General features: G+C 31.3%; 26 protein-coding genes. 18 read left to right on the forward strand and 8 right to left on the reverse strand.

The features are described from left to right. Positions 1-89: 89 nt before the first annotated feature. The 14 genes from cyoE (at position 90) to tsaB (ending at position 11,818) form a co-directional block, all read left to right on the forward strand. Complete coding sequence (gene cyoE, locus J1D01_RS02155) at positions 90-983, forward strand: heme o synthase (protein WP_372937517.1); 894 nt, start codon at positions 90-92, stop codon at positions 981-983. 2 nt (positions 984-985) lie between these two features. Continuing rightward, positions 986-1,567: a cytochrome c oxidase subunit 3 gene (locus tag J1D01_RS02160; protein ID WP_372937516.1), complete on the forward strand. Its 582-nt coding sequence runs from the start codon at positions 986-988 to the stop codon at positions 1,565-1,567. 146 nt (positions 1,568-1,713) lie between these two features. Further along, positions 1,714-2,697 carry a cytochrome c oxidase subunit 3 gene (locus J1D01_RS02165; RefSeq protein ID WP_421149662.1) on the forward strand — a complete coding sequence of 328 codons (984 nt, stop codon included), beginning with the start codon at positions 1,714-1,716 and terminating at the stop codon, positions 2,695-2,697. A gap of 26 nt (positions 2,698-2,723) precedes the next feature. Then, positions 2,724-3,104, forward strand: a complete 381-nt coding sequence (locus tag J1D01_RS02170; protein ID WP_372937514.1) for a cytochrome C oxidase subunit IV family protein — start codon at positions 2,724-2,726, stop codon at positions 3,102-3,104. A 93-nt stretch (positions 3,105-3,197) separates the two neighbouring features. After that, a complete protein-coding gene (locus tag J1D01_RS02175) occupies positions 3,198-3,917 on the forward strand; it encodes a hypothetical protein (protein WP_372937513.1) in 720 nt (239 codons plus the stop codon). Positions 3,918-3,921: 4 nt separating this feature from the next. Next, positions 3,922-4,668: an SCO family protein gene (locus tag J1D01_RS02180; RefSeq protein ID WP_372937512.1), complete on the forward strand. Its 747-nt coding sequence runs from the start codon at positions 3,922-3,924 to the stop codon at positions 4,666-4,668. Beyond that, positions 4,661-5,191 carry a DUF420 domain-containing protein gene (locus tag J1D01_RS02185; protein ID WP_421149663.1) on the forward strand — a complete coding sequence of 177 codons (531 nt, stop codon included), beginning with the start codon at positions 4,661-4,663 and terminating at the stop codon, positions 5,189-5,191. The genes J1D01_RS02180 and J1D01_RS02185 overlap by 8 nt, the downstream gene beginning before the upstream one ends. A 1-nt stretch (position 5,192) precedes the next feature. After that, positions 5,193-5,411 carry a hypothetical protein gene (locus J1D01_RS02190; RefSeq protein WP_421149664.1) on the forward strand — a complete coding sequence of 73 codons (219 nt, stop codon included), beginning with the start codon at positions 5,193-5,195 and terminating at the stop codon, positions 5,409-5,411. 86 nt (positions 5,412-5,497) lie between these two features. Further along, on the forward strand, positions 5,498-6,199 hold the full coding sequence (locus J1D01_RS02195) for an ABC transporter ATP-binding protein (protein ID WP_421149665.1): 702 nt from the start codon (positions 5,498-5,500) through the stop codon (positions 6,197-6,199). Beyond that, complete coding sequence (locus J1D01_RS02200) at positions 6,192-7,421, forward strand: ABC transporter permease (RefSeq protein WP_421149666.1); 1,230 nt, start codon at positions 6,192-6,194, stop codon at positions 7,419-7,421. Before J1D01_RS02195 ends, J1D01_RS02200 begins: the two co-directional genes overlap by 8 nt. A 1-nt stretch (position 7,422) precedes the next feature. Next, positions 7,423-8,667 carry an ABC transporter permease gene (locus J1D01_RS02205; RefSeq protein WP_421149667.1) on the forward strand — a complete coding sequence of 415 codons (1,245 nt, stop codon included), beginning with the start codon at positions 7,423-7,425 and terminating at the stop codon, positions 8,665-8,667. A gap of 14 nt (positions 8,668-8,681) precedes the next feature. Further along, on the forward strand, positions 8,682-9,809 hold the full coding sequence (locus J1D01_RS02210; RefSeq protein WP_372937896.1) for an efflux RND transporter periplasmic adaptor subunit: 1,128 nt from the start codon (positions 8,682-8,684) through the stop codon (positions 9,807-9,809). Beyond that, the gene (locus tag J1D01_RS02215; RefSeq protein WP_421149668.1) at positions 9,796-11,145 is read left to right on the forward strand and encodes a TolC family protein; all 1,350 of its coding nucleotides are present in this window, start codon (positions 9,796-9,798) and stop codon (positions 11,143-11,145) included. Before J1D01_RS02210 ends, J1D01_RS02215 begins: the two co-directional genes overlap by 14 nt. 1 nt (position 11,146) lies before the next feature. After that, the gene (gene tsaB / locus J1D01_RS02220; protein WP_421149669.1) at positions 11,147-11,818 is read left to right on the forward strand and encodes a tRNA (adenosine(37)-N6)-threonylcarbamoyltransferase complex dimerization subunit type 1 TsaB; all 672 of its coding nucleotides are present in this window, start codon (positions 11,147-11,149) and stop codon (positions 11,816-11,818) included. Here tsaB and J1D01_RS02225 read toward each other — a convergent pair. The 5 genes from J1D01_RS02225 to J1D01_RS02245 all read right to left on the reverse strand — a co-directional run bounded on the left by J1D01_RS02225 (position 11,815) and on the right by J1D01_RS02245 (position 16,386). Continuing rightward, a complete protein-coding gene (locus J1D01_RS02225; protein ID WP_372937893.1) occupies positions 11,815-12,627 on the reverse strand; it encodes a mechanosensitive ion channel family protein in 813 nt (270 codons plus the stop codon). The two genes, tsaB and J1D01_RS02225, sit on opposite strands and share 4 nt — an antisense overlap. 82 nt (positions 12,628-12,709) lie before the next feature. Next, positions 12,710-13,069, reverse strand: a complete 360-nt coding sequence (locus J1D01_RS02230) for a DUF1304 domain-containing protein (RefSeq protein ID WP_421149670.1) — start codon at positions 13,067-13,069, stop codon at positions 12,710-12,712. Beyond that, positions 13,066-15,102, reverse strand: coding sequence for a thioredoxin domain-containing protein (locus J1D01_RS02235; RefSeq protein ID WP_421149671.1), 2,037 nt, complete (start codon positions 15,100-15,102; stop codon positions 13,066-13,068). Before J1D01_RS02235 ends, J1D01_RS02230 begins: the two co-directional genes overlap by 4 nt. A gap of 94 nt (positions 15,103-15,196) precedes the next feature. Next, on the reverse strand, positions 15,197-15,397 hold the full coding sequence (locus J1D01_RS02240; protein WP_076699320.1) for a dodecin family protein: 201 nt from the start codon (positions 15,395-15,397) through the stop codon (positions 15,197-15,199). Positions 15,398-15,483: 86 nt separating this feature from the next. Continuing rightward, on the reverse strand, positions 15,484-16,386 hold the full coding sequence (locus J1D01_RS02245; protein ID WP_421149672.1) for a NifU family protein: 903 nt from the start codon (positions 16,384-16,386) through the stop codon (positions 15,484-15,486). Between the two features lie 147 nt (positions 16,387-16,533). On the opposite strand from J1D01_RS02245, the gene J1D01_RS02250 reads away from it, so the two are divergent. Further along, on the forward strand, positions 16,534-17,538 hold the full coding sequence (locus tag J1D01_RS02250; protein WP_372935879.1) for a PorP/SprF family type IX secretion system membrane protein: 1,005 nt from the start codon (positions 16,534-16,536) through the stop codon (positions 17,536-17,538). 36 nt (positions 17,539-17,574) lie between these two features. Here the strand turns inward: J1D01_RS02250 and J1D01_RS02255 are convergent, their stop codons facing one another. Beyond that, a complete protein-coding gene (locus J1D01_RS02255; protein ID WP_372935881.1) occupies positions 17,575-18,735 on the reverse strand; it encodes a vWA domain-containing protein in 1,161 nt (386 codons plus the stop codon). A gap of 208 nt (positions 18,736-18,943) precedes the next feature. On the opposite strand from J1D01_RS02255, the gene J1D01_RS02260 reads away from it, so the two are divergent. From J1D01_RS02260 to J1D01_RS02270, 3 genes are read left to right on the forward strand one after another with little or no spacing between them, the layout of a single operon-like run. After that, positions 18,944-21,112, forward strand: a complete 2,169-nt coding sequence (locus tag J1D01_RS02260; RefSeq protein WP_421149673.1) for a histidine kinase — start codon at positions 18,944-18,946, stop codon at positions 21,110-21,112. After that, entirely contained in the window at positions 21,113-21,847 is a 735-nt protein-coding gene (locus J1D01_RS02265) for a LytR/AlgR family response regulator transcription factor (RefSeq protein ID WP_421149674.1), read from the forward strand. Positions 21,848-21,907: 60 nt separating this feature from the next. Beyond that, positions 21,908-22,420 (forward strand): gamma carbonic anhydrase family protein, encoded by a 513-nt coding sequence (locus J1D01_RS02270; protein ID WP_372935887.1) that lies wholly within the window; start codon positions 21,908-21,910, stop codon positions 22,418-22,420. A 75-nt stretch (positions 22,421-22,495) separates the two neighbouring features. On the opposite strand, the gene murI is transcribed toward J1D01_RS02270, so the two are convergent. Beyond that, positions 22,496-23,275 carry a glutamate racemase gene (gene murI, locus J1D01_RS02275; RefSeq protein WP_421149675.1) on the reverse strand — a complete coding sequence of 260 codons (780 nt, stop codon included), beginning with the start codon at positions 23,273-23,275 and terminating at the stop codon, positions 22,496-22,498. 70 nt (positions 23,276-23,345) lie between these two features. After that, entirely contained in the window at positions 23,346-23,852 is a 507-nt protein-coding gene (locus J1D01_RS02280) for an OmpH family outer membrane protein (protein ID WP_372935891.1), read from the reverse strand. Positions 23,853-23,871 lie beyond the last annotated feature (19 nt).

A 23,871-nucleotide genomic window follows, 5' to 3' on the forward strand; every position in this document is an offset into this window, starting at 1 on the left:
CGTTTGGTGCCTTATCTTATTTTGCTAACAAACCTATTGCTAAAATACTTTAATAGAGTATCTTTGCACTCGCAAAACACAATAGAGCATTGGCTAGGTCTAAATCTTCAGCAGCAACCCCTTCAATAATTTCAGATTTCAAAGAAATCACTAAAATGCGCTTGTCATTAAGTGTAGTATTTTCTTCGCTTGCAGGTTATTTGTTGGGTGTTGAAACTATAGATGTTAAAACACTTATTTTATTAGCCTTAGGAGGTTATTTTATGGTAGGTGCTTCAAACGGGTTTAATCAAATAATAGAAAAAGATTTAGATGCCTTAATGAAGAGAACTAAAAATAGGCCTATTCCTGCAGGAAGAATATCTGTTACTTCAGCCTTTATTATTTCTTCAATTTTTACGCTTTTAGGGATTATTATTCTATACACCATTAATAAGCAAACAGCAATGTTTGGTGCTATATCTATATTTTTATACGCTTGTGTATACACACCACTTAAAACAATGACGCCAATAGCAGTTTTTGTTGGAGCTATACCAGGAGCTATTCCTTTTATGTTAGGTTGGGTAGCAGCAACAAATAATTTTGGTATTGAACCAGGTACGCTTTTTGCTTTACAGTTTTTTTGGCAATTTCCACACTTTTGGGCTATAGGTTGGTTTTTGTATGATGATTACGAAAAAGCAGGATTTAAAATGCTTCCAACAGGTAAGAGAGATAAAGGTACTGCAGTACAAACTATTATGTATACTATCTGGACTATTATAGTGTCTATTATCCCAGTATTTGGGTTTACAGGTAAATTACACTTATCTGTTGTTGCTGCTATAATAGTTTTTATACTTGGTTTAGTAATGCTAAATTTTGCAATTAGATTATTTAAAGAAATGACCGCAAAAGCTGCAAGACAGTTAATGCTTGCTAGCGTATTATATATTACACTCATTCAAATAGTGTACGTAGTAGATAAATTTTTAACATAACTATGGATTTAACCCAAGGAACACCAATAGAAAAAAAGGCGAGAGCCAAAAAAATGATGCTTTGGTTTGGTATCATTTCATTAATAATGTCATTCATGGGGTGGACAAGTGCTTTTATTGTAAGTAGTTCCAGACCAGATTGGTTAAAAGATTTTGTTTTACCAGACGCCTTTATTATTAGTACCATTATAATTGTAATAAGTAGTTTAGCTTTTATAATGGCTAAAAAAGCTTTAAAGCAAAATAACAAACAAAGTACAACGCTTTGGTTGTTAGTAACACTTGCTTTAGGAATTACCTTTATAATTTTTCAGTTTAGAGGATTTCAACAAATCATAGATTTGGGTTATAATTTTACTGGGCCAACCAGTAATGTAACCATGTCTTACATATATTTAATAGCCATTGTGCATATTTTACATGTTATTGCAGGTTTAATTTGTTTGTTAGTGGTAATTTATAATCATTTTAAACAAAAGTATGATGCACAAAATTCACTTGGGTTTGAATTAGCGGCTACCTTTTGGCATTTTATAGATATTCTGTGGGTTTATCTCTTTTTATTCCTCTATTTTGTAAGATAGCATATTAATATTTTAATAGAAATATTTACGTGTTTTTATAAATTTCAGAAACTGATATTTATCATTGTTTAAAATTTAAAGGTTATATTTCGTTAGATAAATAAAATGATTATTTTTGTGCAACTTTTAAATAACAACCATTATATATGAGTACTACAGTTGTAAATGCTGAAGCAGAAGGAAAAACTTGGGCAGGCGGTAATGAACCGTTAAAAGCAAGTTACGGTAAAATGATGATGTGGTTTTTCATCGTTTCAGATGCTTTAACTTTTTCGGGCTTTTTAGCAGCCTACGGATTTTCTAGATTCAAGTTTATAGATTCATGGCCAATTGCAGATGAAGTGTTTACGCACGTACCATTTCTGCATGGTCAAGAATTACCAATGATATATGTAGCATTTATGACCTTCGTGCTTATTATGTCATCGGTAACTATGGTTTTAGCGGTAGATGCTGGTCATCATTTAAATAAAGCTAAAGTTACTTTATATATGTTTTTAACCATCATTGGTGGTTTAATTTTCGTTGGTTCTCAGGCTTGGGAATGGGCTACTTTTATTAAAGGAGATTATGGAGCAATTCAAACAAAGGGAGGTAATATTTTACAATTTGTAGATACAGAAGGGCATAGAGTTGCTCTAAGAGATTTTGCCATAGCAGATACACACGCCGAAAGAACTCAGCAAGAAAGAAAGAACGGTTTATGGTTTGTTTCTGAAGAAGCATTACCAACCTATACTATTGAAGAAGTAATTCACGGTTTAGAAGCTAATGATAATATATTAGTAAGAACACAAATATTAAATGAAGAAGGCCAAAAAACGGTGTTGTCTAGAGCAGAGTCTTTAAAACAAATTAAAACTAATGGTGTAGCAGTTGTTGAAGGTGCCAATCTTCATGTTAATGAATATGGCTCGCCATTATTTGCAGATTTCTTTTTCTTTATTACTGGTTTTCACGGATTCCACGTGTTTTCAGGTGTGGTTATCAATATTATAATTTTCTTTAATGTGGTATTGGGAACTTACGAAAGACGTAAGAGTTACGAAATGGTTGAAAAAGTGGGGTTATACTGGCACTTTGTAGATTTAGTTTGGGTATTTGTATTTACATTCTTCTACCTAGTTTAATTCATCAAAATAAGATTTAAATAAAAATGGCACACGCACATAATTTAGCAATATTAAAAGGATTAATAAAATTTAAAAGCAATACCCAAAAAATTTGGGGAGTGCTAATTTTATTATCTGTTGTAACAGCAATAGAAGTTGGTTTAGGAATTGTAAAACCAGAATGGTCTATGGCCAAAGTTTTAGGAATGAAACTTTTAAACTGGATATTCATCATTCTTACCATAGTAAAAGCTTATTATATTACATGGGATTTTATGCACATGCGCGATGAAACAAAAGGTTTAAGACGCGCTGTTGTATGGACAAGCATTTTCTTAATACTTTATTTAATTTTTATCTTGTTACAAGAAGGTAGCTATATTTTTGATGTATACAGAGATGGATATATTAAAAGAGATTTTTAATTAAGCAATTAAATACTAAAATATAAGTTAAGAAGGTGGTTTATAAGAACCACCTTTTTTATTTTTGTGTAATTTATTTACAGTAAAAACAAAATGGATTTAAAGAAAGTTGGCCGATATGTTGTTTTAGGAGTTTTATTCTTCCTACCTGTAACTTTTTTGTTAATGTTATATCCAGCTACTCATAATTACAATCCGTTAGATATAGTTAAGGAGAATGTTTTAGAATTAAAACAATTTTCAGTTAATAACGGGGAACCAGTTGTACTTAAAAACCATATAACAGTTTTAGGGTTTTTAGGAGATAATCCTATGAATCATTCTACAACAGCTTCAAATTTAAAGGAATTGGTATATGATAAGTTTAAAGGTTTTAAAAAATTTCAAATAGTAATAGCAGTTCCCAGAGGCTCCGAAGAAATAGCCGAAAAATTAAAGCAAGAAATAAGTCAGTATGAAGATTTAAAATTCTGGCATTTTGTGTATGGAGAACCAGAAGCTATCCATAAACTATATAGAAGTTTAAAATCGAATTCCTCTTTAGATACTACTCTAGCAACTAATGATGTTTTTATAATTGATAAAGAATTGAATCAACGTGGACGAATTGACGATAGAACTGATAATGAATTAGAAAAAAACAAACCAATTTATGGATTAAATGCCTATAACTGTATTGAAGTAGCAACCATAAAAAATAAAATGAGTGAAGATATGCGTATTCTATTCACAGAATACAGACAGAAACGAAAAGGAGAATTCAATTCTGATATTAGACGTGCTAACGATTTAAAAGCGGAAAAAATTAATTGATAAAATGAGTAAAAAAACAAACTATTCATACGTAGGCATTGCCTTTATTATTCTAGTTTTTGGAATCATATTTGTTCCTAAAATTGTAGATAGAATTAAAGAAGGTGATATAACTAGGCAAGAAAGTAGAACTGATTATGCTAATGAAAAAAACACAAAAGCATCAGATTTAGTTTTTATACCAGGGGTAAATGGCAATAAAAAAGTGCCAGAATTCAGTTTTACCAATCAAGATGGGAAAACAATTACCAATAAAGACTATGAAGGTAAAGTATATGTTATAGAATTCTTTTTTACAACTTGTCCAACAATTTGCCCTAGAATGAATCAGAATCTGGTAAAAATTCAAAATGAATTTAAAGACTTTGAAAATTTCGGGGTGGCCTCATTCACCATAAATCCAGAACACGACACACCCGAAGTTCTTAAAGCATATGCCAATGCCTATGGTATCACAAATTCTAACTGGAATTTATTAACGGGAGAAAAAGATGCTATTTATAAATTAGCAAACGAAGGGTTTTACATTTATGCTGCCGAAAATAAAAATGTAGAAGGCGGCTTTGAGCATTCTGGTAATTTTGCCTTAATAGATAAAAATGGGTTTATTCGCTCTAGAAAAGATGCTTCTGGAAACCCTATTATTTATTATGAAGGAATAACCTCTGAAGAAGAACAAGTAAATGACGAAGGACAAAGAGAACAAATAAGCGATTTAAAAGAAGATATAAAAAAACTACTTAATGAGTAATTTAGAGAACGTAACCAATGATAAAAAATATAACAAACTAATAGTTATATTATCAGTAGTAATTCCATTAGCTGTTGCTGCTCTTTTCGGAATTAAAATAGATTATGAAATGCCTGTTTTCTTGCCTCCAATTTATGCATGTATAAATGCAGTAACCGCCTTGGTTTTGGTGTTGGCATTTATTGCTATTCAAAAGAAAAAAATAAAATTACATGAGCGTTTAATGAAGTTTGCCATTATACTGTCAGTGCTTTTTTTACTAATGTATGTAGCTTACCATATGACTAGCAATTCTACCAACTTTGGTGGTGATGGGTTTGTAAAATATTTTTATTATTTTATTCTTATTACCCATATTGTTTTGTCTGTAGCAGTTATTCCGTTTGTGTTAATCACCTATGTAAGGGCTATTACAAATAATATAGAAAAGCATAAAAAAATAGCAAAAATTACATTTCCGTTGTGGCTTTATGTGGCTATTACTGGTGTTGTGGTATATATAATGATTTCACCATATTACTAAAATGAAGCGTGTTCTATTATTTTTTCTTTTTGTTTTCATCTTTTTTCTAGATGCAGAAGCTCAATGCGCTATGTGTAGAGCAGTTTTAGAAAGTGAGGAAACTCAAAGTGCTGCCGAGGGCATTAATGATGGTATAGTATATTTAATGGCCATACCTTATATTCTTGTTGGTGGCATAATATTTTTTATTTATAGAAAGTATGGTTCTTTAAAAAAGTAATGTAAATTTTTAGTGTTTTTCTGTAACATTTCTTTGTGTTAATAGTCTAATTTTTAAGTCGGTTAGACTTGTATATATCAAACCAAATGTTAGAAATAAAAGAATTACACAAATCCTATCCCATAGGAGATTCTCAATTACATGTTTTAAAAGGAATAAACTTATTTGTTAAAGAAGGTGAAATGGTAGCAATCATGGGGTCTTCTGGTTCCGGTAAATCTACATTGCTTAATATAATTGGTATGTTAGATCAGGCAGATTCTGGAGAATATATACTAGATGGGTTACCAATAAAAAATCTTACCGAAAAAAAAGCAGCCGTTTATAGAAATAAGTTTTTAGGATTTATTTTTCAGTCGTTTAATCTTATCAATTACAAGAATGCACTAGAAAATGTAGCATTGCCATTGTATTATCAAGGCATGAAACGTAAAGAAAGACAGGAGTTAGCTCTCTTTCATTTAGATAAAGTAGGGTTGGCAGATTGGGCACACCATTTACCAAAAGAGCTTTCTGGTGGTCAAAACCAACGGGTAGCCATAGCTAGAGCATTAGCAGCAAACCCTAAACTGCTATTAGCAGATGAGCCCACGGGTGCATTAGATACTAAAACATCTTATGAAATAATGGAGTTCATCCAACAATTAAATGATGAAGGTAAAACCATTTTAATGGTAACCCATGAAGAAGATATTGCCAATATGTGCAAGCGCATTGTTCGTCTTAGAGATGGTATAATTATGGAAGATAAAAAAGTAACCCAAGTAAGAGCCAACCAACATGTTTGATTTAGACCTTTGGCGGGAAATATTTCAAAGTATTAATAAAAACAGAACTAGGAGCCTACTATCTGGTTTTACAGTGGCATTTGCTATACTTTTATTTACCATATTATTTGGTATAGCTAATGGTTTAAATAACACTTTTACAGAAGCCTTTGGTACAGATGCAACAAACTCAATAGTTATTTTTCCTGGAAGAACTAGTAAAGCTAATAAAGGGCTTCAGGCAGGTAGACGTATTCAATTCAAAAATAAAGATTATGATTATATTCTAGATGAATATAATGATAAGATACAATATATAACTGCTAAGGTAAACAGAAACGTAACGGCTTCTTTTAAAAATGAAAAGAACAGTTATCAAGTTAGGGCGGTACACCCTGAATATATGTTTATTGAAAACAATCAAATTAAATACGGGCGTTACATTAACCAAAATGATATTATAAATAAAACAAAGGTAGCAGTTATTGGTAAGGTTGTAGAAGATGATTTGTTCTTAAAAACCAATCCAATCGGACAATACATTAACCTTAATGGAATCCAATATAAAGTAGTAGGTGTTTTTACAGATGATGAAGGTTATAATGAAGAAAATGTTATTTACACACCAATATCAACCGCACAACAAATTTATGGTAATAATGATTACATAGATTTTATGCACTTAACCTTTAACCCCAAGTTAAATTATAATCAGGCAATTGCTTTTGGTAATGAAATAACCAAAGATTTAAAAGAAAGATTTGATGTAGCAAAAAGTGACCAAAGAGCCATTAGGGTTCAAAATATGGCGTTGGCATCAAAAAATATAGAGCAATTCAATTTTGTATTAGGAGCCATCATATTAGTAATTGGCTTTGGTACACTTATAGCTGGTATAGTAGGTATTAGTAATATTATGATTTTCATTGTTAAAGAACGCACTAAAGAAATAGGTATTCGTAAGGCTTTAGGAGCAACACCAAAATCAATTGTTTCAATTATTTTAATAGAGTGCATTATTATAACAGCCATAGCAGGATATATAGGTTTGTTAATAGGTGTAGGAGTTTTAGATTTAGCTACACCAACATTAAAAACGTATTTTATTAAAGACCCCGGAGTAAGCACAGGCTTAGTAATTGGAGCCACTATAGTTTTAATATTGGCCGGAAGTATTGCAGGCTATTTCCCAGCTAAAAAAGCATCAAAAATAAAACCCATTGTGGCATTAAGGAATGATTAGCATGTTAAGATTTTTATTTGATAGAGACACCTGGCAAGAAGTTTTTGATAGCTTTAGTAAAAATAAACTAAGGTCTATTTTAACTATGGTGGGAGTTTGGTGGGGTATACTTTTGTTAATAGTTCTATTAGGTTCTGCACGTGGTTTAGAAAATTCATTTAACCGCCTTTTTGGAGATTTTGCAACAAATAGTGTATTTATTTGGGGGCAAAGTACAAGCAAACCGTTTAAAGGTTTTCAAGAAGGTAGAAGAGTGCAGTTAGCTTTATCTGATACAGAAAAAATTAAAGAAAATATTGAAGGTGTTGAGTTTGTAGTTCCTAGAAGTCAAAATCAAGTTACTGCTGTTAGAAATTTTCTTTCTGGTAGTTTTAGAGTAGCAGGAGATTACCCGTTGTTAGATAAAGTTGAAAAAAAGAAGCTAATTCACGGAAGGTTTATCAATCAAAACGATATTGATGATAAGAAAAAAGTGGTGGTACTCTCAGAAGATATCTATAAGCAACTTTTTGAAAAAGACGAAAACCCCATAGGTGAATATGTTCAGTTAAACAACATAAACTTTAAAGTAATTGGCATGTTTGAAACGTCTAATATCAACATGGGGCCACCAATAGATATGCATATTCCATTTACCACATTTCAAACTATTTTTAATAGAGGAGATAAAATTGGGTGGATGATGATAACAGGAAAAATAGAATATAATATAGTACAAATAGAACAAGACGCTAAGTTATTATTAAAAAACTTAAATGATATTCACCCCAAAGATAACAGAGCCTTAGGTAGTGCTAATGCAGGAAAAGAAATTGGTAAAGTAACCGGCTTTTTAACAGGCATGCAATTTTTAACATGGTTTGTAGGCTTAGCAACTCTAATAGCAGGTGTGTTTGCAATTGGTAATATATTACTCATTACCATTAAAGAGCGCACTAAAGAAATTGGCGTTAGAAGAGCATTAGGGGCAACACCATTTGAAATTAAAAGACAAATTGTGTTAGAAGCAGTGTTTCTAACCATGATGGCCGGTTTTTTTGGAATAATAACAGGTGGACTAATTTTAATTTTAATAGATAAACTTTATGGGCAAGGAATGGAAGCTGCTTTAGTAAACGCTTCTGTACCAATAATTGTTGTGTTTGTATCACTTATTATTTTGGTGATTTTAGGCACTCTTATAGGCTTAATTCCTGCCTTTAAAGCAACAAGTATAAAACCAATAGAAGCATTAAGAGAAGAATAAACAATTTTAAACGCATGAATAAGACAGTAAAAATTATTTTAGGCATTGTAGCATTGTTACTACTAGTTTGGGTATTAAAATATTTTAAAGATGCCAATTCTAAAGATGTTATAGAATATAAAGTAGAAGAACCTTTTTATACTTCTATAAACACCAAAGCAGTGGCAACAGGTAAGCTAAACCCCGAAGAAGAGATTGAATTAAAACCTCAAATCTCTGGTATTGTAGATGAAATTCTTGTAGAAGAAGGTGATGTTGTTAAAAAAGGAGATTTAATAGCAAAAATAAGGGTGGTACCTAATGAGCAAAGTTTAATGAGTGCTAAAAGTAGAATAGCATCTGCTAAATTATCTTTTGATAACGCCAAAACTTTATACGAAAGAAATAAAGTTCTCTTTAATAAAGGTGTCATTTCAAAACAAGATTTTGAGAATAGCGAGCTATCATTTAATCAAGCAAAAGAGTCTTTGGCTCAAGCTCAAAACGACTATCAAATTATAAAAAGGGGGTCATTATCTGGAGGTAATACAGCTAACACTAATATTATAGCCCAAATATCTGGTACTATTTTAGAAATCCCTGTGCGAGAAGGAGACCAAGTTATACAGAGTAATAATTTTAATGCAGGTACAACCATTGCCACTGTAGCAGATATGAGTTTAATGATTTTTGAAGGAAAAGTAGATGAATCTGAAGTAGGCAAATTAGAAGAAGGAAAAGAAATAAAAGTAATTCTTGGCGCTATAAACGATAAAGAGTTTCCTGCAAAATTAACCTTTGTAGCACCAAAAGGTGTAGAAGAAAATGGAGCAGTACAATTCACTATTAAAGCAGATGTTGATGTAGAATTAAGCACAAATATTAGAGCTGGTTATAGTGCCAATGCAGAAATTGATATTGAAAGTAAAGACAGTGTGTTAGCTATTAGAGAAGCCTTACTACAGTACAATAGAATTACTGAAAAACCTTTTGTTGAAATTTTAGAAGGAGATGACAAATTTAAAAAACAAAATGTAACACTTGGTTTGTCTGATGGAATAAATGTAGAAATACTAGAGGGAGTAAAAGAAGGTGATAAAATTAAGGTTTGGAATAAAGCGTCAAAAGATAACGAAGAAGAAGATAATGATGAAAACGATTAAAAAAGTAATGCCTTTTAAAAAACATAATATAGCGTTTTTTACGCTGCTAATTACTGTATTAAGTTTTGGGCAACAAAAACAATGGACACTGCAAGAATGTGTTGCCTATGCCTTAGAAAACAATATTTCTGTTAAGCAAGCCAGTAACAGCTTACTTTCAAATGAACAAGATATTGTAGCTGCTAAAGGACAGTTTTTACCATCGGTAAGTGCTAGTGCTTCAAACGGATTAAGCTTAGGAACTAGCTTAGTGGCAGAGGGTATTTTTGCAAATAGAACCAGTAATTCAACTAGTTTTGGAGTTAGCGTATCTCAAACCGTTTTTAATGGATTCAGAAATTTAAACACCTATAAACAAGCAAATTTATCGTCAGAAATAGGTGCATTAGAACTTAGTAGAATAAAAGATGATATTTCTTTAAATGTAGTTAATGCTTATTTAAATGTACTTTTTAATAAAGAAAATTTAGAAACAGCTCAAGCTCAATATGAGTTTAGTAAAAAACAATTAAAACAGGAGAAAGATTTGGTAGATGCAGGAGTGCAACCCAAAGCTAATATTTATGATGCCGAAGCCACATTAAGTAGAGATGCACAACAAGTTACCATTGCAGAAAATAACTTTAATTTAGCGCTTTTATCGTTATCGCAATTACTACAGGTGCCATTTAATAATTTTGATGTAAAAATTATTGATGTTGATGCGCCTTCAGAAGCTCTTTTATACAGTAATGTAGAGCCTATTTTAAATTTTGCCTTAGAAAACCGTAGTGAAATTAAAATAGCAGAAAAGAATATAGAGGCAGCACAATTAGGAACCGAAATTTCAAAAGCAGGCTACCTGCCTAGTGTATCATTTAGTTATGGTTTTGGCGCCAACGCCTTTTATTCTAATTTAATAGATAATGAAGCGGCATTTTTAGAACAATTAGATAATAACAAAGGGCACAGTTTTAACCTTAGTGTGGGAATCCCTATTTTTTCAAGGTTTCAAAATAAAACATCAGTTGCTAAATCTAAAATAGCAGAAGAAAGTAGAAAGTTAGATCTAGAACAAGCTAAAATAACTCTAGAATCTAATATTCAAAGTGCTTATACAGACGCACAAGCGGCATTAAAAGCTTATGTAGCAGCAAAAAAATCATTAGAATCTCAAGAATTAGCATTTAACAATTCAAAAGAACGTTATGATATTGGAGCAATGACAGCTTTTGATTTAGAGCAGGCTAGAGTACAATTAATAAATGCCCAATCTTCTTTAATAAATGCTAAATATGATTTTGTTTTTAAGACAAAAGTTTTAGACTTTTACATGGGAAAACCATTAACAGAATAAATTGGCACTAATACTTAATATAGAAACAGCAACTACCAACTGTTCGGTAGCACTTTCAAAAGAAGGAAAAACCATAGCATTAAAAGAAGACAGTAGAAATGGCTATTCACATGCCGAAAAATTACATGTATTTATTGATGATGTTCTAAAAGAAGCAAGTGTGAGCAAGCATGATTTAAACGCCATAGCGGTTAGTAAAGGACCTGGGTCTTATACTGGGTTGCGCATTGGGGTTTCAGCGGCAAAAGGTTTAGCCTTTGCTTTAAATAAACCGTTAATTTCAGTTCCTACCTTAGATGTTTTGGCACAACAAGTACAGTGTAAAGAAGGTGTAATTGTAGCTATGTTAGATGCTAGAAGAAAGGAAGTCTATTCTGCTATTTATGACGCTAATCACTGTCAAGTAAGAGAAACCCAAGCGCAGATTTTAGACAAAAGTTCTTTTAATGAATATTTAGAAAAAGGAAACGTTTATTTTATAGGTAGCGGTGTAGAAAAAACAAAAGAAATTATTAGTCATTCTAATGCTGTTTTTATTGAAGATAAGTTGCCTTCTGCAAATGAAATGGGAGCCTTAGCTAATAATAAATATAAAATAAGCGACACCGAAGATGTCGCTTATTTTGAACCATATTATTTAAAAGATTTTGTGGCTTTAAAGCCAAAATCTTAAGCTTCTTTATGTATTTCAACTTGATGTGGGTAAGGAATTTCAATACCTGCTTTATCAAGAGCTTCTTTTACGTTTTCAGTAACATCAAAGTAAACACTCCAATAGTCTTCTGTTTTACACCACGGTCTTGTTGCAAAATTAACAGAACTATCAGCCAATTCTAATACAGTAACAGCAGGAGCGGGGTCTTTTAATACTTTAGGGTGCGAAGTTAAAACATTCATTATTACCTCTTTAGTTTGTTTAATATCGGCATCATAGCTAACACCAAAAACCAAATCTACACGACGTGTACCTTCTGTTGAGTAATTAACAATATTGCCATTTGATAGGGTTCCGTTAGGAATAATAATTTCTTTATTAGATAACCCAGTTAGTTTAGTAGTAAAAATTTCAATTTCTTTTACTACACCAATTTCTCCTTGAGCTTCTATTAAATCACCAATCTTAAAAGGTTTAAAAATCATTATTAATACGCCACCTGCAAAGTTACCTAATGAGCCTTGAAGTGCCATACCAACAGCTAAACCAGCAGCAGCTAAAATAGCAGCAAAAGAAGTGGTTTCAACTCCTAATTGAGAAAGAATAGCTAAGAATAAAAGAATTTTTAAGCCCCACCCAATTAGGTTAAGCAAGAATTTTTGTAAACTAATTTCATAGTTTTGTTTGGTCATTACTTTAGCAATGCCATTATTTACCTTTTTTATTAGCCAAGAACCAATTATCCATATAACAATGGCTCCTATAACTTTAATTCCGTATGTTACAATGAAGTCTTGTGCGATATTAATATATCTTTCTAAATCCATAATCTATTGTTTTTGTTTAAGTTAAAAAATTATAAAATGTTGTTATTTATTTTAGTATTAGATGAATAAAAAAATAGTTAAATTAACTAAATAAAAAGCAAGCTAATAATGTAATAATAGCAGGAATTGCCTGAACATAAAATAGCTTTATTTTCTTTGTAGAGTAAGACCCATAAATACCTGCAATAGTCACACATATTAGAAAAAAAATGGCAATATTTATTTCTTTTTGTATGATGCTGAAAATTAAACCAGCGGCTAAAAACCCATTATACAACCCCTGATTAGCAGCGAGTACTTTGGTTTCCTCTGCAAATGCTTTAGATTTTAATCCAAACGCTTTTACGCCTTTGGGTTTAGTCCACAAAAACATTTCTAGTATTAAAAAGTAAATATGTTCTAAAGCTACAAAGGCAATCAAAAGTGTTAATATAAAAATCATTCTTTTAAAATTTTTATGGCTTTGTTAACCTCAGAAAGGGGAAGTTTACAAGCCTTGTTAATACATACATAAATAAGAGTTTTATCAGGATTATACCTGTTTATTAGTAAGGGCAAATTGCTTTTAACAAGGCTTCCTGCAATAAGTTTATTGGGGAGATAAGTTTGGTTTAGCTCTTCAATTTTTTGTTTTGCTTTAGGGCCAACAATAGCTACTTCATAATAAGGGATGGTGTAATTAAGCATTAAATCTAACCAGTTTGAATAACCCGAAGCATACTCTTGAATTTCTGGCTTAACGTTGTTTAACATTGTTATTGCGGTTTTACTATAATGTTTATTATCAAAATAGTGGCCTAACTTAAACAGATTTTTAGCCATTATAGAGTTGCTACTAGGAATAACGTTGTCTCTATATTCTATATTTTTTGAAACTAATAAAGCATCTTCATTTGAAGTAAAGAAAAACATGTTGCTGTTTTTGTCAAAAAAATGGTCAAAAGTGTAGTTGGATAAATCTCTTGAAAAGTTAAGCCATTTAATATCTAAAGTGTTTTCATATAAAGCAATAAAAGCTTCAATCACAGAAGCATAATCTTCTAAATAGCCATTTATTTTACTTTTACCTTCTTTATAAGTGTGATAAAGACCACCATCTTCTTTTATTAATTTATTTACAATAAAAGAGGCGTTTTTTAGAGCAGTTTCTAGATATTCTTGTTTTTGAAACACCCTGTAGGCATCAATATAGCCTTTTAGCATTAGTCCATTCCAAGAGGTTAGGGTTTTGTCATCTAATCTTGGTTTTGAACGTTTATTTCTAATTTCTAAGAGTAACGTTTTCCAATAGGAGGTTTTTTTATGAAGCTCTTCATTTGAAACATGATGCTTTTTAATGATGATTTCATCATCACCTTTTCTAATAAGCACATAATTACCATGTTCCCAGTGACCATGATTGTTAATATTGTAATAATCTGCAAATAATTTGAAATCTTCTTTCAGAATAGCTTTTAATTCTTCTTTAGCCCAAACATAAAAAGCACCTTCTTTTAGTTCACCATTAATATCATTGCTATCGGCATCAAGGGCAGAGTAAAAGGCACCTTCAGAGGTAGTCATTTCTCTTTTTATATACTTTAGGGTTTCTTCAACAATGTTTTTGAATAAGCTGTTTTTTGTAACTAGGTAAGCATCTGCGTATAAACTAACTAATTGGCCATTATCATAAAGCATTTTTTCAAAATGAGGTACATGCCATCTGTCATCAACAGAATACCTTGAAAACCCACCTCCTATTTGATCAAACACACCGCCATAAGCCATTTTTGTTAGTGTTAGGTTTACATAATTTAAAACATTTTGGTCGTTATTTTGGTAAGCATACCGTAATAAAAAATGGTAATTATTAGGCATCATAAATTTAGGAGCTCTATTTAATCCACCGTATCTGTTATCAAATTGCGTAGCCCATTTTTTAACTGCAACATCAATAAATCTACTTTCAAATTTTGGTACATCTGTGTTTAATTTAACTATGCTTATAGATTTTAAGCCTTTTTCAACATTGTTAGCCTGTTGATAGAGTTTTTCTGGGCTTTCAATATAAAGTTTAACTAGTTGTTCTAAAGTGCTTAACCATTGTTCTTTAGGGAAATAAGTGCCTCCCCAAACAGGCCTTCCGTCTGGTAAAGCAATTACGTTTAAAGGCCAACCACCACTGCCAGTCATAAGTTGAACCGCATTCATGTAAGTTTGGTCTACATCAGGTCGTTCTTCTCTATCAACTTTAATATTGATATAGTTTTTGTTCATAATATCTGCTACTAAACTGTCTTCAAAACTTTCGTGTTCCATAACATGACACCAATGGCAAGCAGAATACCCCACACTAATAAGTATTAGTTTTTTTGTTTTTCTTGCTTCCTCTAGTGTTTTATTATTCCATGCTTTCCAATTTACCGGGTTGTGTGCATGTTGCAGAAGATACGGGCTGGTTTCTTTTATAAGACTATTAGTATATTGGTGTTGCATGATGTATCATGGTTTTACTAAACATATAAATATAAGGCATAAAAAAGCGCTCATGAAATGAACGCTTAATTTTAATTTAATTTAGAAAATTTTTTTAATCAACTTCAAAAGTTAATTTAAGATTTACTCTAAATTCTGTAATGTCATTATCTTTTACACTTGCACTTTGATCTTGAACATAAACAGAACGTATATTTTTAACGCTTTTAGCTGCTTGTTTAACAGCCTTTCTTGTGGCGTCTTCCCAACTTTTTTCTGAGTTTGATAATACTTCAATTACTTTTAATACTGCCATAATAATGTGTTTTAATTATTTAATGTTTTTATTTTGTTTGTCTTTATAAGATACAAAAAAACATTAAAAGTCACAGGGTTAAGAAATTATCCGTTAATGGCTTCTACCATTTCTACTTTTCCTGGAAGCATTTGTTTTAGCATGTTTTCAATGCCATTTTTAAGAGTAAATGTTGAAGAAGGGCAACCACTACAAGCGCCTTGCAGTAATACGCTTACGTTTTTAGTGGTTTCATCGTATGATAAAAATTGAATATTACCTCCATCACTGGCAACTGCGGGCTTCACATATTCTTCAAGAATGTTAACTATTTCTTTTGATGTATCATCAAGCGCTTCAAAATGGGTATCTTTTTGTGTTGAGGTGTTTTGTAGTTTTTCTGAAGCTTCAGGCAAAACAACTTCTTTTCCGCTTTCAATAAATTGTTTAATAAACTCTCTTAGTTGAATAGTTATATCTTGCCATTCAGATACATCATATTTGGTTATTGATACGTAATTCTCTTCAATAAAAACGCTCTTTACAAATGGAAAATGAAATAATTCTGTGGCTAGTGGAGATAGTTTAGCTTCATCAATTGAGGTAAACTCAAATAAAGCAGTTACAATCTTTTTGTTAGCAACAAATTTCATTACTGATGGGTTGGGAGTTGCTTCGGCATAAACTGTAACAGGTATTTTTTTTGGAGCTTCGGCTTCAATGATTACAGTGCCTCCACCATTTAAATAGGCTTCAATTTGTTGAGCAACTTCGTCTTGTACATCAGTCCATTGAACAATGTCATAACGTTCAACAGCCACAAAGTTTCCAGAGATATAAACCTTTTTTACAAATGGCAAATAGAACAGTTGTTGTGCTAATGGTGAGGGTTTTGCTTCATCAACATTGTTAAATTCAAAACTTTGGTGTTTTGTTATAAATTGATTTACTTCAAATTTTACTATGGCGTTGTTTGATGTTTCTTGCACAGAAACCTTGAAAGTGTTCATTTCGGCTAATTTTTTTCAAAAATACTAAAAGAAAACTACAGATATCATATATTTGGATTTGTATCTCAAAATAATGAGATTAAAAAAAGTAATTTTTTAATAATCAAGACGTTTGTATAACACCAAACCTACTTGGTAATAAAGTTTATGAGATTAAAAAATATATTAATGCTAGTAGTAGGAGTGTTATTTACCACTATTGCTACTTCCCAAGAAGGCTTGCCTATTTATACTGATTATCTTACAGATAATTACTATTTAATACATCCGTCTATGGCTGGAGCAGCAAATTGTTCTAAGGTTAGGCTAACTAGCAGACAACAATGGTTTGGGCATGATGATGCTCCTAGATTAAGTACTTTAAGTATTAATGGACGTATTGGAGAAACACCTTCTGCTGTTGGAGGTATTGTTTATAGCGATAAAAACGGATACCATTCACAAACAGGTGCTTATGTAACGTATGCACATCACCTCATGTTTTCTAGAAGTGAAGTAGATTTAAACATGCTTTCTTTTGGTTTAAGCGCTGGATTTATTCAGTATAAATTAGATGAAACATCATTTTTATTTGATGGTCCAGACCCTGCAATTGATGGTATTGTACAAAGTGCTACCAATTTTAATATAGATTTTGGGTTTTCTTATCAGTTTTTAGATTTTTATGCGCATGGAACTGTAAAAAATATTTTAGATAATGACGGAATTAATAAGGAACCTAATGTTACTAGTAATTTAAGACGATATTTATTCACCGTAGGAGGCGTTTTTGGAAAGTTAGGAAGTACTTGGAGCTATGAACCTTCAGTCATGTTACAGTACAGAGATGCTACAGAAGAAGCTTCGGTTGATGTAAATGCGAAAGTTTACAAACAAATGGATTTTGGAACGCTTTGGGCTGGTTTATCTTATAGAAACAGTTTTGATGGAGCGGAATATATTAGTTCTAACACAATTAATAGTCAAAGATTACAACAAATAACGCCGCTTGTAGGTGTAAATTATAAAAATTTTATGTTTGCTTACACGTATACACACCAAACTAATTCTGTGGTATATACTAATGGTGGTTTTCATCAATTTACTTTAGGCTTTAACTTTGGCTGTAGGCGTGAACGTTATGATTGTAAATGTCCGGCAGTGAATTATTAAATATAAAAAGGCTCATTAAAAACGAGCCTTTCTTTTTTAATCCCAAGTATATTTTTTCTTTTTTGCTTGTTCTTTAATAGCTTTTGTCATAGCATTTTGTAATCCGTTATTGTTTTTTTGGGTTTGTATTGATATATGTTTTCTTCGTTTGGTATGTAACTCTTGAATTTTCTTTTGAATGGTTTCTCGTTCCTTTTTCTTTTCAGCAATATAGGTTTCAATTTCAATTTTAGATTTTCCTTTAAGAGCTTCAGGAAGCACGTCATCGTTTAAATCTTCTATAGTTACTTCTTTATCTTCAACAGCATCTACTAAATCCCAAGATTTGTTTTTATATAAATGAGAACTTTTACTTATAGTTCTTTTAACAGCATTAGCTTTACTGTAATAACTAGCATTACTGTCTTGTTCTGCTTGTAAGGCTATTTTAGAAGCGCCACGTTTACCATAAGCTACATACGTTTTATTTAGTTTTTTATTCAAAATTAAAATTTCGTCATCATAAGGTGAAGCTATATGAACCGTTTTTTGGTTATGATTTATGGCTATATAATCTCCATTAGTTAATTTGGCACCGTCTTTCCAATAGCTAGAAATACCCTGATTATAATTGCCACAAAAAATAGTATTAATGGTAACATCTTTTTCTTTTGCGTTTACCGATGCATCTTTGTAATTAACTTTTCCTTGTGTAAAAGGCTCATTTCCTGCAATAAAAATTAGTTTTAAATCATCAGGGTTTTTACCCCAATTAAGTTGGTTTAGTGATGTTTGAATTACTTGTCCGCAATACTCATTACCACCATTGGTAGTTAAAGAAAAAAGTTCTTTTGAGATGTCATCTAAATCTTCACTAAAACCTAAAACTTGTCTAATATAACCCTCGTCACTATTAAGTCTGTCATTACCATATTCGTATAAAGCAATTTGTAAATTTGGTTTGTTGTTGCCACATTTAGCGTAAGATAACTCGTTTACTATATCCCAAAGTTGTGCTTTAGCTTGGTCTATTAAACCGTCCATACTATTGCTAGTATCTAGTAAAAGCGCCACTTTAATAAATTGTTTGTTGGGTTTTGTATTAGCAATGTTTGTTTTAGCTAAAGCTGTTTGTTTAGGTGTTTTATTTTTGGCATTACACGCCATAAAACTTACCATGGTTAAACTTAAAATAAATGTTTTAAAATAAATTTTCATAAGATTTTGTTTTTTGATTAACACTGTAAATCTAGAACCAAGGTTTTTGTAAAAAAAAGGAGAATGAGTTAAGAGGGGGTTTAAATGAGTGAATAGTTCTTACTAATTTGTAAATAAGGATTTTTAAGCTCAAAAAGCGTTAAAAATAAATTTAGCTATTTTATTAAACCAATTAAAGTGTGTAAGTTTATCTAATATAAAGTAGCATATGCGCATAGCTTTAAAGCAAATATGGTTTTTTTGTTTGTTTTTCAACACGTTTTTTGGGTTGGGACAAATTAGTAATGATGAAAATTCGCCAAGGTTTACAGTAAGAGGTAAAGTTGTTGAAAGCGGTTCTCAAGACCCAATTGCCAATGTTAATATTGAAGTTAACGGAGGTTCTTATACCACAACCGATATTTTTGGAGAGTTTAGAATACAAGCAAAAAAAGGAGATGAACTTACCATTAGGCATAAAGATTTTGAAACCATTTACTATATAATTAAAAGCAATGAACGCATTTTGGTTAAAGTAGAACCCGATAACCCTATACAAGATAAATTTATTAGCAAGCGTTCTAAAAATAAAGAACCCCAGTTTAATTGGTATATAGATTCTGCAGAAACCTACCTTAAAAAAGATGCTAAAAAAAGTATTAGATTTATTACTGAAGCTTTAAAATTAAGTGATTCTAAAAAAGAAAATGCAGAGGCTTATGAGGTTTTAGGAGATATTAATATGTTCTGGAAACAATACGATCTTGCCTCTTCAAATTACCAAGTTAGTATACAGAATAACCAGAGTAACCAAGTAAAATTAAAGCTAGCAGTAGCCTATAAAGAAAATAGAAATTATCAAGAAAGTTTAGATTTATATAACCAAATTAATAAACGCTCATTATCAAACTATCAGTTGGTGGTTTTATTTGAGGGTTTAGGAGATGTGTACAAGTTAACTAACCGTTATGACGATGCTGTAAAAGCATATAGAGAAGGGTTAAACATAGCGCAGAAACATTTAATTAAACCTAAAATAACCGATTTAAACTCTAAAATAGCCGAGGTTTATAATGCAAAAGGAGAAACAGATAGTGCGCAAGGATTTTTTAATAAATCATTAAAATTAGCGAGTGAGGAAAACAAAAAAAGAGCATTAGAGGAAAAAATAAAAGTAGCAGATTTTCAGAGTAAAAGTAAAAATTACTCAAGTGAAATTGCACTTAGAAAACAAGCTCTAGAAGATATAAAAGATATTCAAACCGATTCTATTTTTGATAATGAAAGCCCATTAACCCCACAACGGCAAAACTATAAAATAGGTAATGCCTATGCACTTCAAAATGATATTCCTAATGCTATTAATTTTCTTGAAAAAAGTATAGAAGAAGCCGATAAAAAAGAAGATTTAATTGTGCAAAAAGATGCCACCAAAAAGTTGTCTGAGATTTATGAAAGTTCAGGACAATTTGATAAGGCTTTAGTAGCCTATCAAAACTATGTAGATTTGGTTGATAAATTATATGTTAAAAAAGAACAAGAAATAGCACAGGCATCAAAATTTAGTAAAGACCTTATAAGCAAGCAAACTAGAATAAATAGTTTAGAGAGCGAAAAATCTTTGGCAGACACTAAATACCAACTCAATGCAGAACAAAGTAAACGCCAAAAGCTGGTTATTTATTCACTTATAGGAGGTGTTTTATTGCTTTTAATTGCAGCATTTTTAATGTTTAAATACATAAGGCAGCAACGGTTAGCAAATAATTTGTTGGCATTAAAATCATTGCGTAGTCAAATGAATCCTCATTTTATTTTCAATGCTTTAAACTCTGTAAATAGTTTTATTGCTTCAAACGATGAACGTACAGCAAATAAATATTTGTCAGATTTCTCACTTTTAATGCGAGCAGTTTTAGAGAATAGCGAACAAGATTTTATTCCTTTAGAAAAAGAAATAGAACTACTCAAATTATATACAAAATTAGAGCATTTCAGATTTAAAGATAGGTTTGATTATAACATTAATATAGACAAAAACATTAACATAAAAGACTTTGTAATTCCGCCCATGCTGTTGCAACCTTACATTGAAAATGCCGTGTGGCATGGGTTACGCTATAAAAAAAGTAAAGGACATCTAGAAATTAACATTACTCAAACCTCCTCAGAACAGATTAGTATTAGCATTACAGATGATGGTATTGGTAGAAAAAAATCTAAAGCTTTAAAAACAGAACATCAACAAAAACAAAACTCAAAAGGGATGGGTAATATTAAAAAACGCGTGTCTATTTTAAATGAAATGTATAAAGATAAAGTAGATGTTTTGGTAACAGACTATCAAAAAGCCGAAGATACCGGAACAAAAGTTGTTGTAACACTTAAAAAGGATTAAATGAAACTAAACGCCATCATAGTAGAAGACGAGCAAACCAGTAGAGATATTTTAAAAAATTACCTAAATAAATATTGTTCAAACGTATCCATTTTAGGAGAAGCTGCTAATGTAGATGAAGCCTTGGTATTAATAAGAAAACATGATTTAGATTTGGTGTTTTTAGATGTAGAAATGCCTTATGGTAATGCGTTTGATTTACTAGACAAAGTTGGCGATATAAATTTTGAAACCGTTTTTGTTACAGCTTACAATCATTACGCTATAGATGCTTTAAACGCACATGCCTCTTACTATTTAATGAAACCCATTTCTATAGATGAGCTGATTAAAGCGGTAGATTATGTGACCAAGATAAAAACAAAAGAAAACGCCCTGCAAAATCAAGTTTTAGTACCTAACACCAACGGTGTTAATGGTAAATTAACCATTCCGCAATTAGATGGCTTTGAGGTTTTAAACACATCAGAGATTCTTTTTTGTAAAGCCGATGATAATTACACTGAAATTTATCTGTTAAATAACAAAAAAAAGGTAGTAAGTAAAACTCTAAAATATTTTGAACAAGCATTAAATAACTTCAGTTTTGCACGTGTGCATAAATCATATTTAGTAAACGTAAATGAAGTTGTTAAATACTTAAAAGGAAAAGGAGGAAGTGTAGTGCTAAGCAACGGAAAAGAAATTATGGTTTCGGCATCAAAAAAAGCAGATTTATTATCCTATTTTAAATAGATTTGTTGCTTCATAACTTTTCAAAATTAAGAGCTATTAATTAAATTAATCAATAAAAATATGCCAGTTATTTTACCAGTAAAAGACACATTGCCTCAAATACCAGAAGATTGTTTTGTAGCTCCAAACGCCACCATAGTTGGCAATGTAACAATGGGAAACCAATGTAGTGTTTGGTTTAGTGCTGTTGTACGTGGTGATGTTAATTACATTAAAATGGGTAATAAGGTTAATGTACAAGATGGTGCCGTTATACATTGTACATACAAAACACACCCAACTATTATTGGCAATAATGTATCTATTGGGCATAATGCGTTGGTACATGGTTGTACAGTAAAAGACAATGTATTAATTGGTATGGGTAGTATTATTATGGATGGCTGTGTGGTAGAAAGCAACAGTATTATTGCAGCAGGCGCAGTGCTTACTCAAAACACCATAGTAGAAGCAGGCAGCATTTATGCAGGTGTGCCAGCCAAAAAAATAAAAGATATTAGCAAAGAATTAATCTCAGGAGAAATAGATAGAATAGCTAATAATTATATAAAATATTCCAGCTGGTTTAAATAAAATTTAGGCGTTACCCTACGGGTCGCGCTTTCCGCGTTACACGGTAACTTGCTGCAATCGCTAACGCAAGAATCGTTAAAAGTCAAGATAATTTATACTGTAATTTGAATTTAAAAGCTGTTTAATAACGTCTGGATTCCCGTTAGTAAAAAACTCAATATTGGGATTTGATGTTTCAGTATTTAACAAATTGTACTGTTTTAAAATAGCCTTTGTTTGTCTTGCAACGGCTTCACCAGAATCAATTATTTTTACATGTTTAGGTAGTAAATCTAACAAAATTGGCATTAAATAGGGGTAATGAGAACAACCTAAAACTAAATAATCAATATTAGCTTGTATCATAGGTTCTAGGTATGTTTTTAAAAGAGCCTTCATTTCATTAGAAAATAATTTTCCGCTCTCAATTAAGTTAACAATACCATTACCAACTTGTTCAATAACAGTAATATTATTGGTAAACTTGTCTGAAGTTTTAGAAAATAACTCGCTACTAAGCGTACCATGAGTAGCTAAAATGCCTATTGCATTGGTTTTAGTTTGTAATGCAGCAGGTTTAATGGCAGGCTCTATGCCTATAAAAGGTATTTTGTACGTATTTCTTAAAAAATCTATAGCGTTGGTTGTGGCCGTATTACAAGCAACTACAATTATTTTACAACCTTTTTCAAGTAAAAGTTCTGTATTCTTAATGCTTAAGTTGGTAATAGTTTCTTTTCCTTTTGGACCGTAAGGAGCATTTTTACTGTCTGCTAAATAAATACTGTTTTCATTTGGTAAAAGCCTGTGAATCTCTTTCCAAATGGAGGTGCCTCCTACACCAGAATCAAAAATGCCAATAGGTTGTTTGTTCATAGTTTAGCAAAAATAAAAAAGCTGCTTAGTAAAAAGCAGCTTTAAAGTAAGTTATTTGTATTCAGGTAAATTAAATACCAAGTTCTTTTTTAACATCGTCTAGTAAATTTTTTCCATCGGCTAAAATAGTTACACCAACAGAAGAATCTAATACATAATCAAAACCTTGTGCTCTTGCTACTTTTAAAATAGCTGCTTTGGCTTTTTCTGTAATTGGTTGTAATAAATCCATTCGTTTTTTCTCTATATCTTGAGCAGCATCGTTTTGAAACTGTTGTATGTTTTGTTGCATACCTTGAATTTCTTGACCTCTTTTTGCGTTTTCTTCATCGGTCTTTGTTGGTGCTTCGGCTTCGTATTGTTTTACTTTATTTTGAAATTCTGTTATTGTAGATTGGTAATCTGTTTGATAAGTTTTTTGCAAAGCTTCTAATTCTTTTTGCGCATTTTTCATTTCTGGCATTGCAGCAATTAATTCTTGGGTATTTATATGGGCGATTTTACTTTGAGCTTGAGAAAAACTAATACTCCCTATGCATACTGCCGTTGCTAATAAAATAGTTTTTAAGTGTTTCATTTTTAAATTGTATTAAATG

The organism is Seonamhaeicola sp. NFXS20 (genome assembly GCF_049132085.1).
Classification (GTDB): domain Bacteria; phylum Bacteroidota; class Bacteroidia; order Flavobacteriales; family Flavobacteriaceae; genus Seonamhaeicola.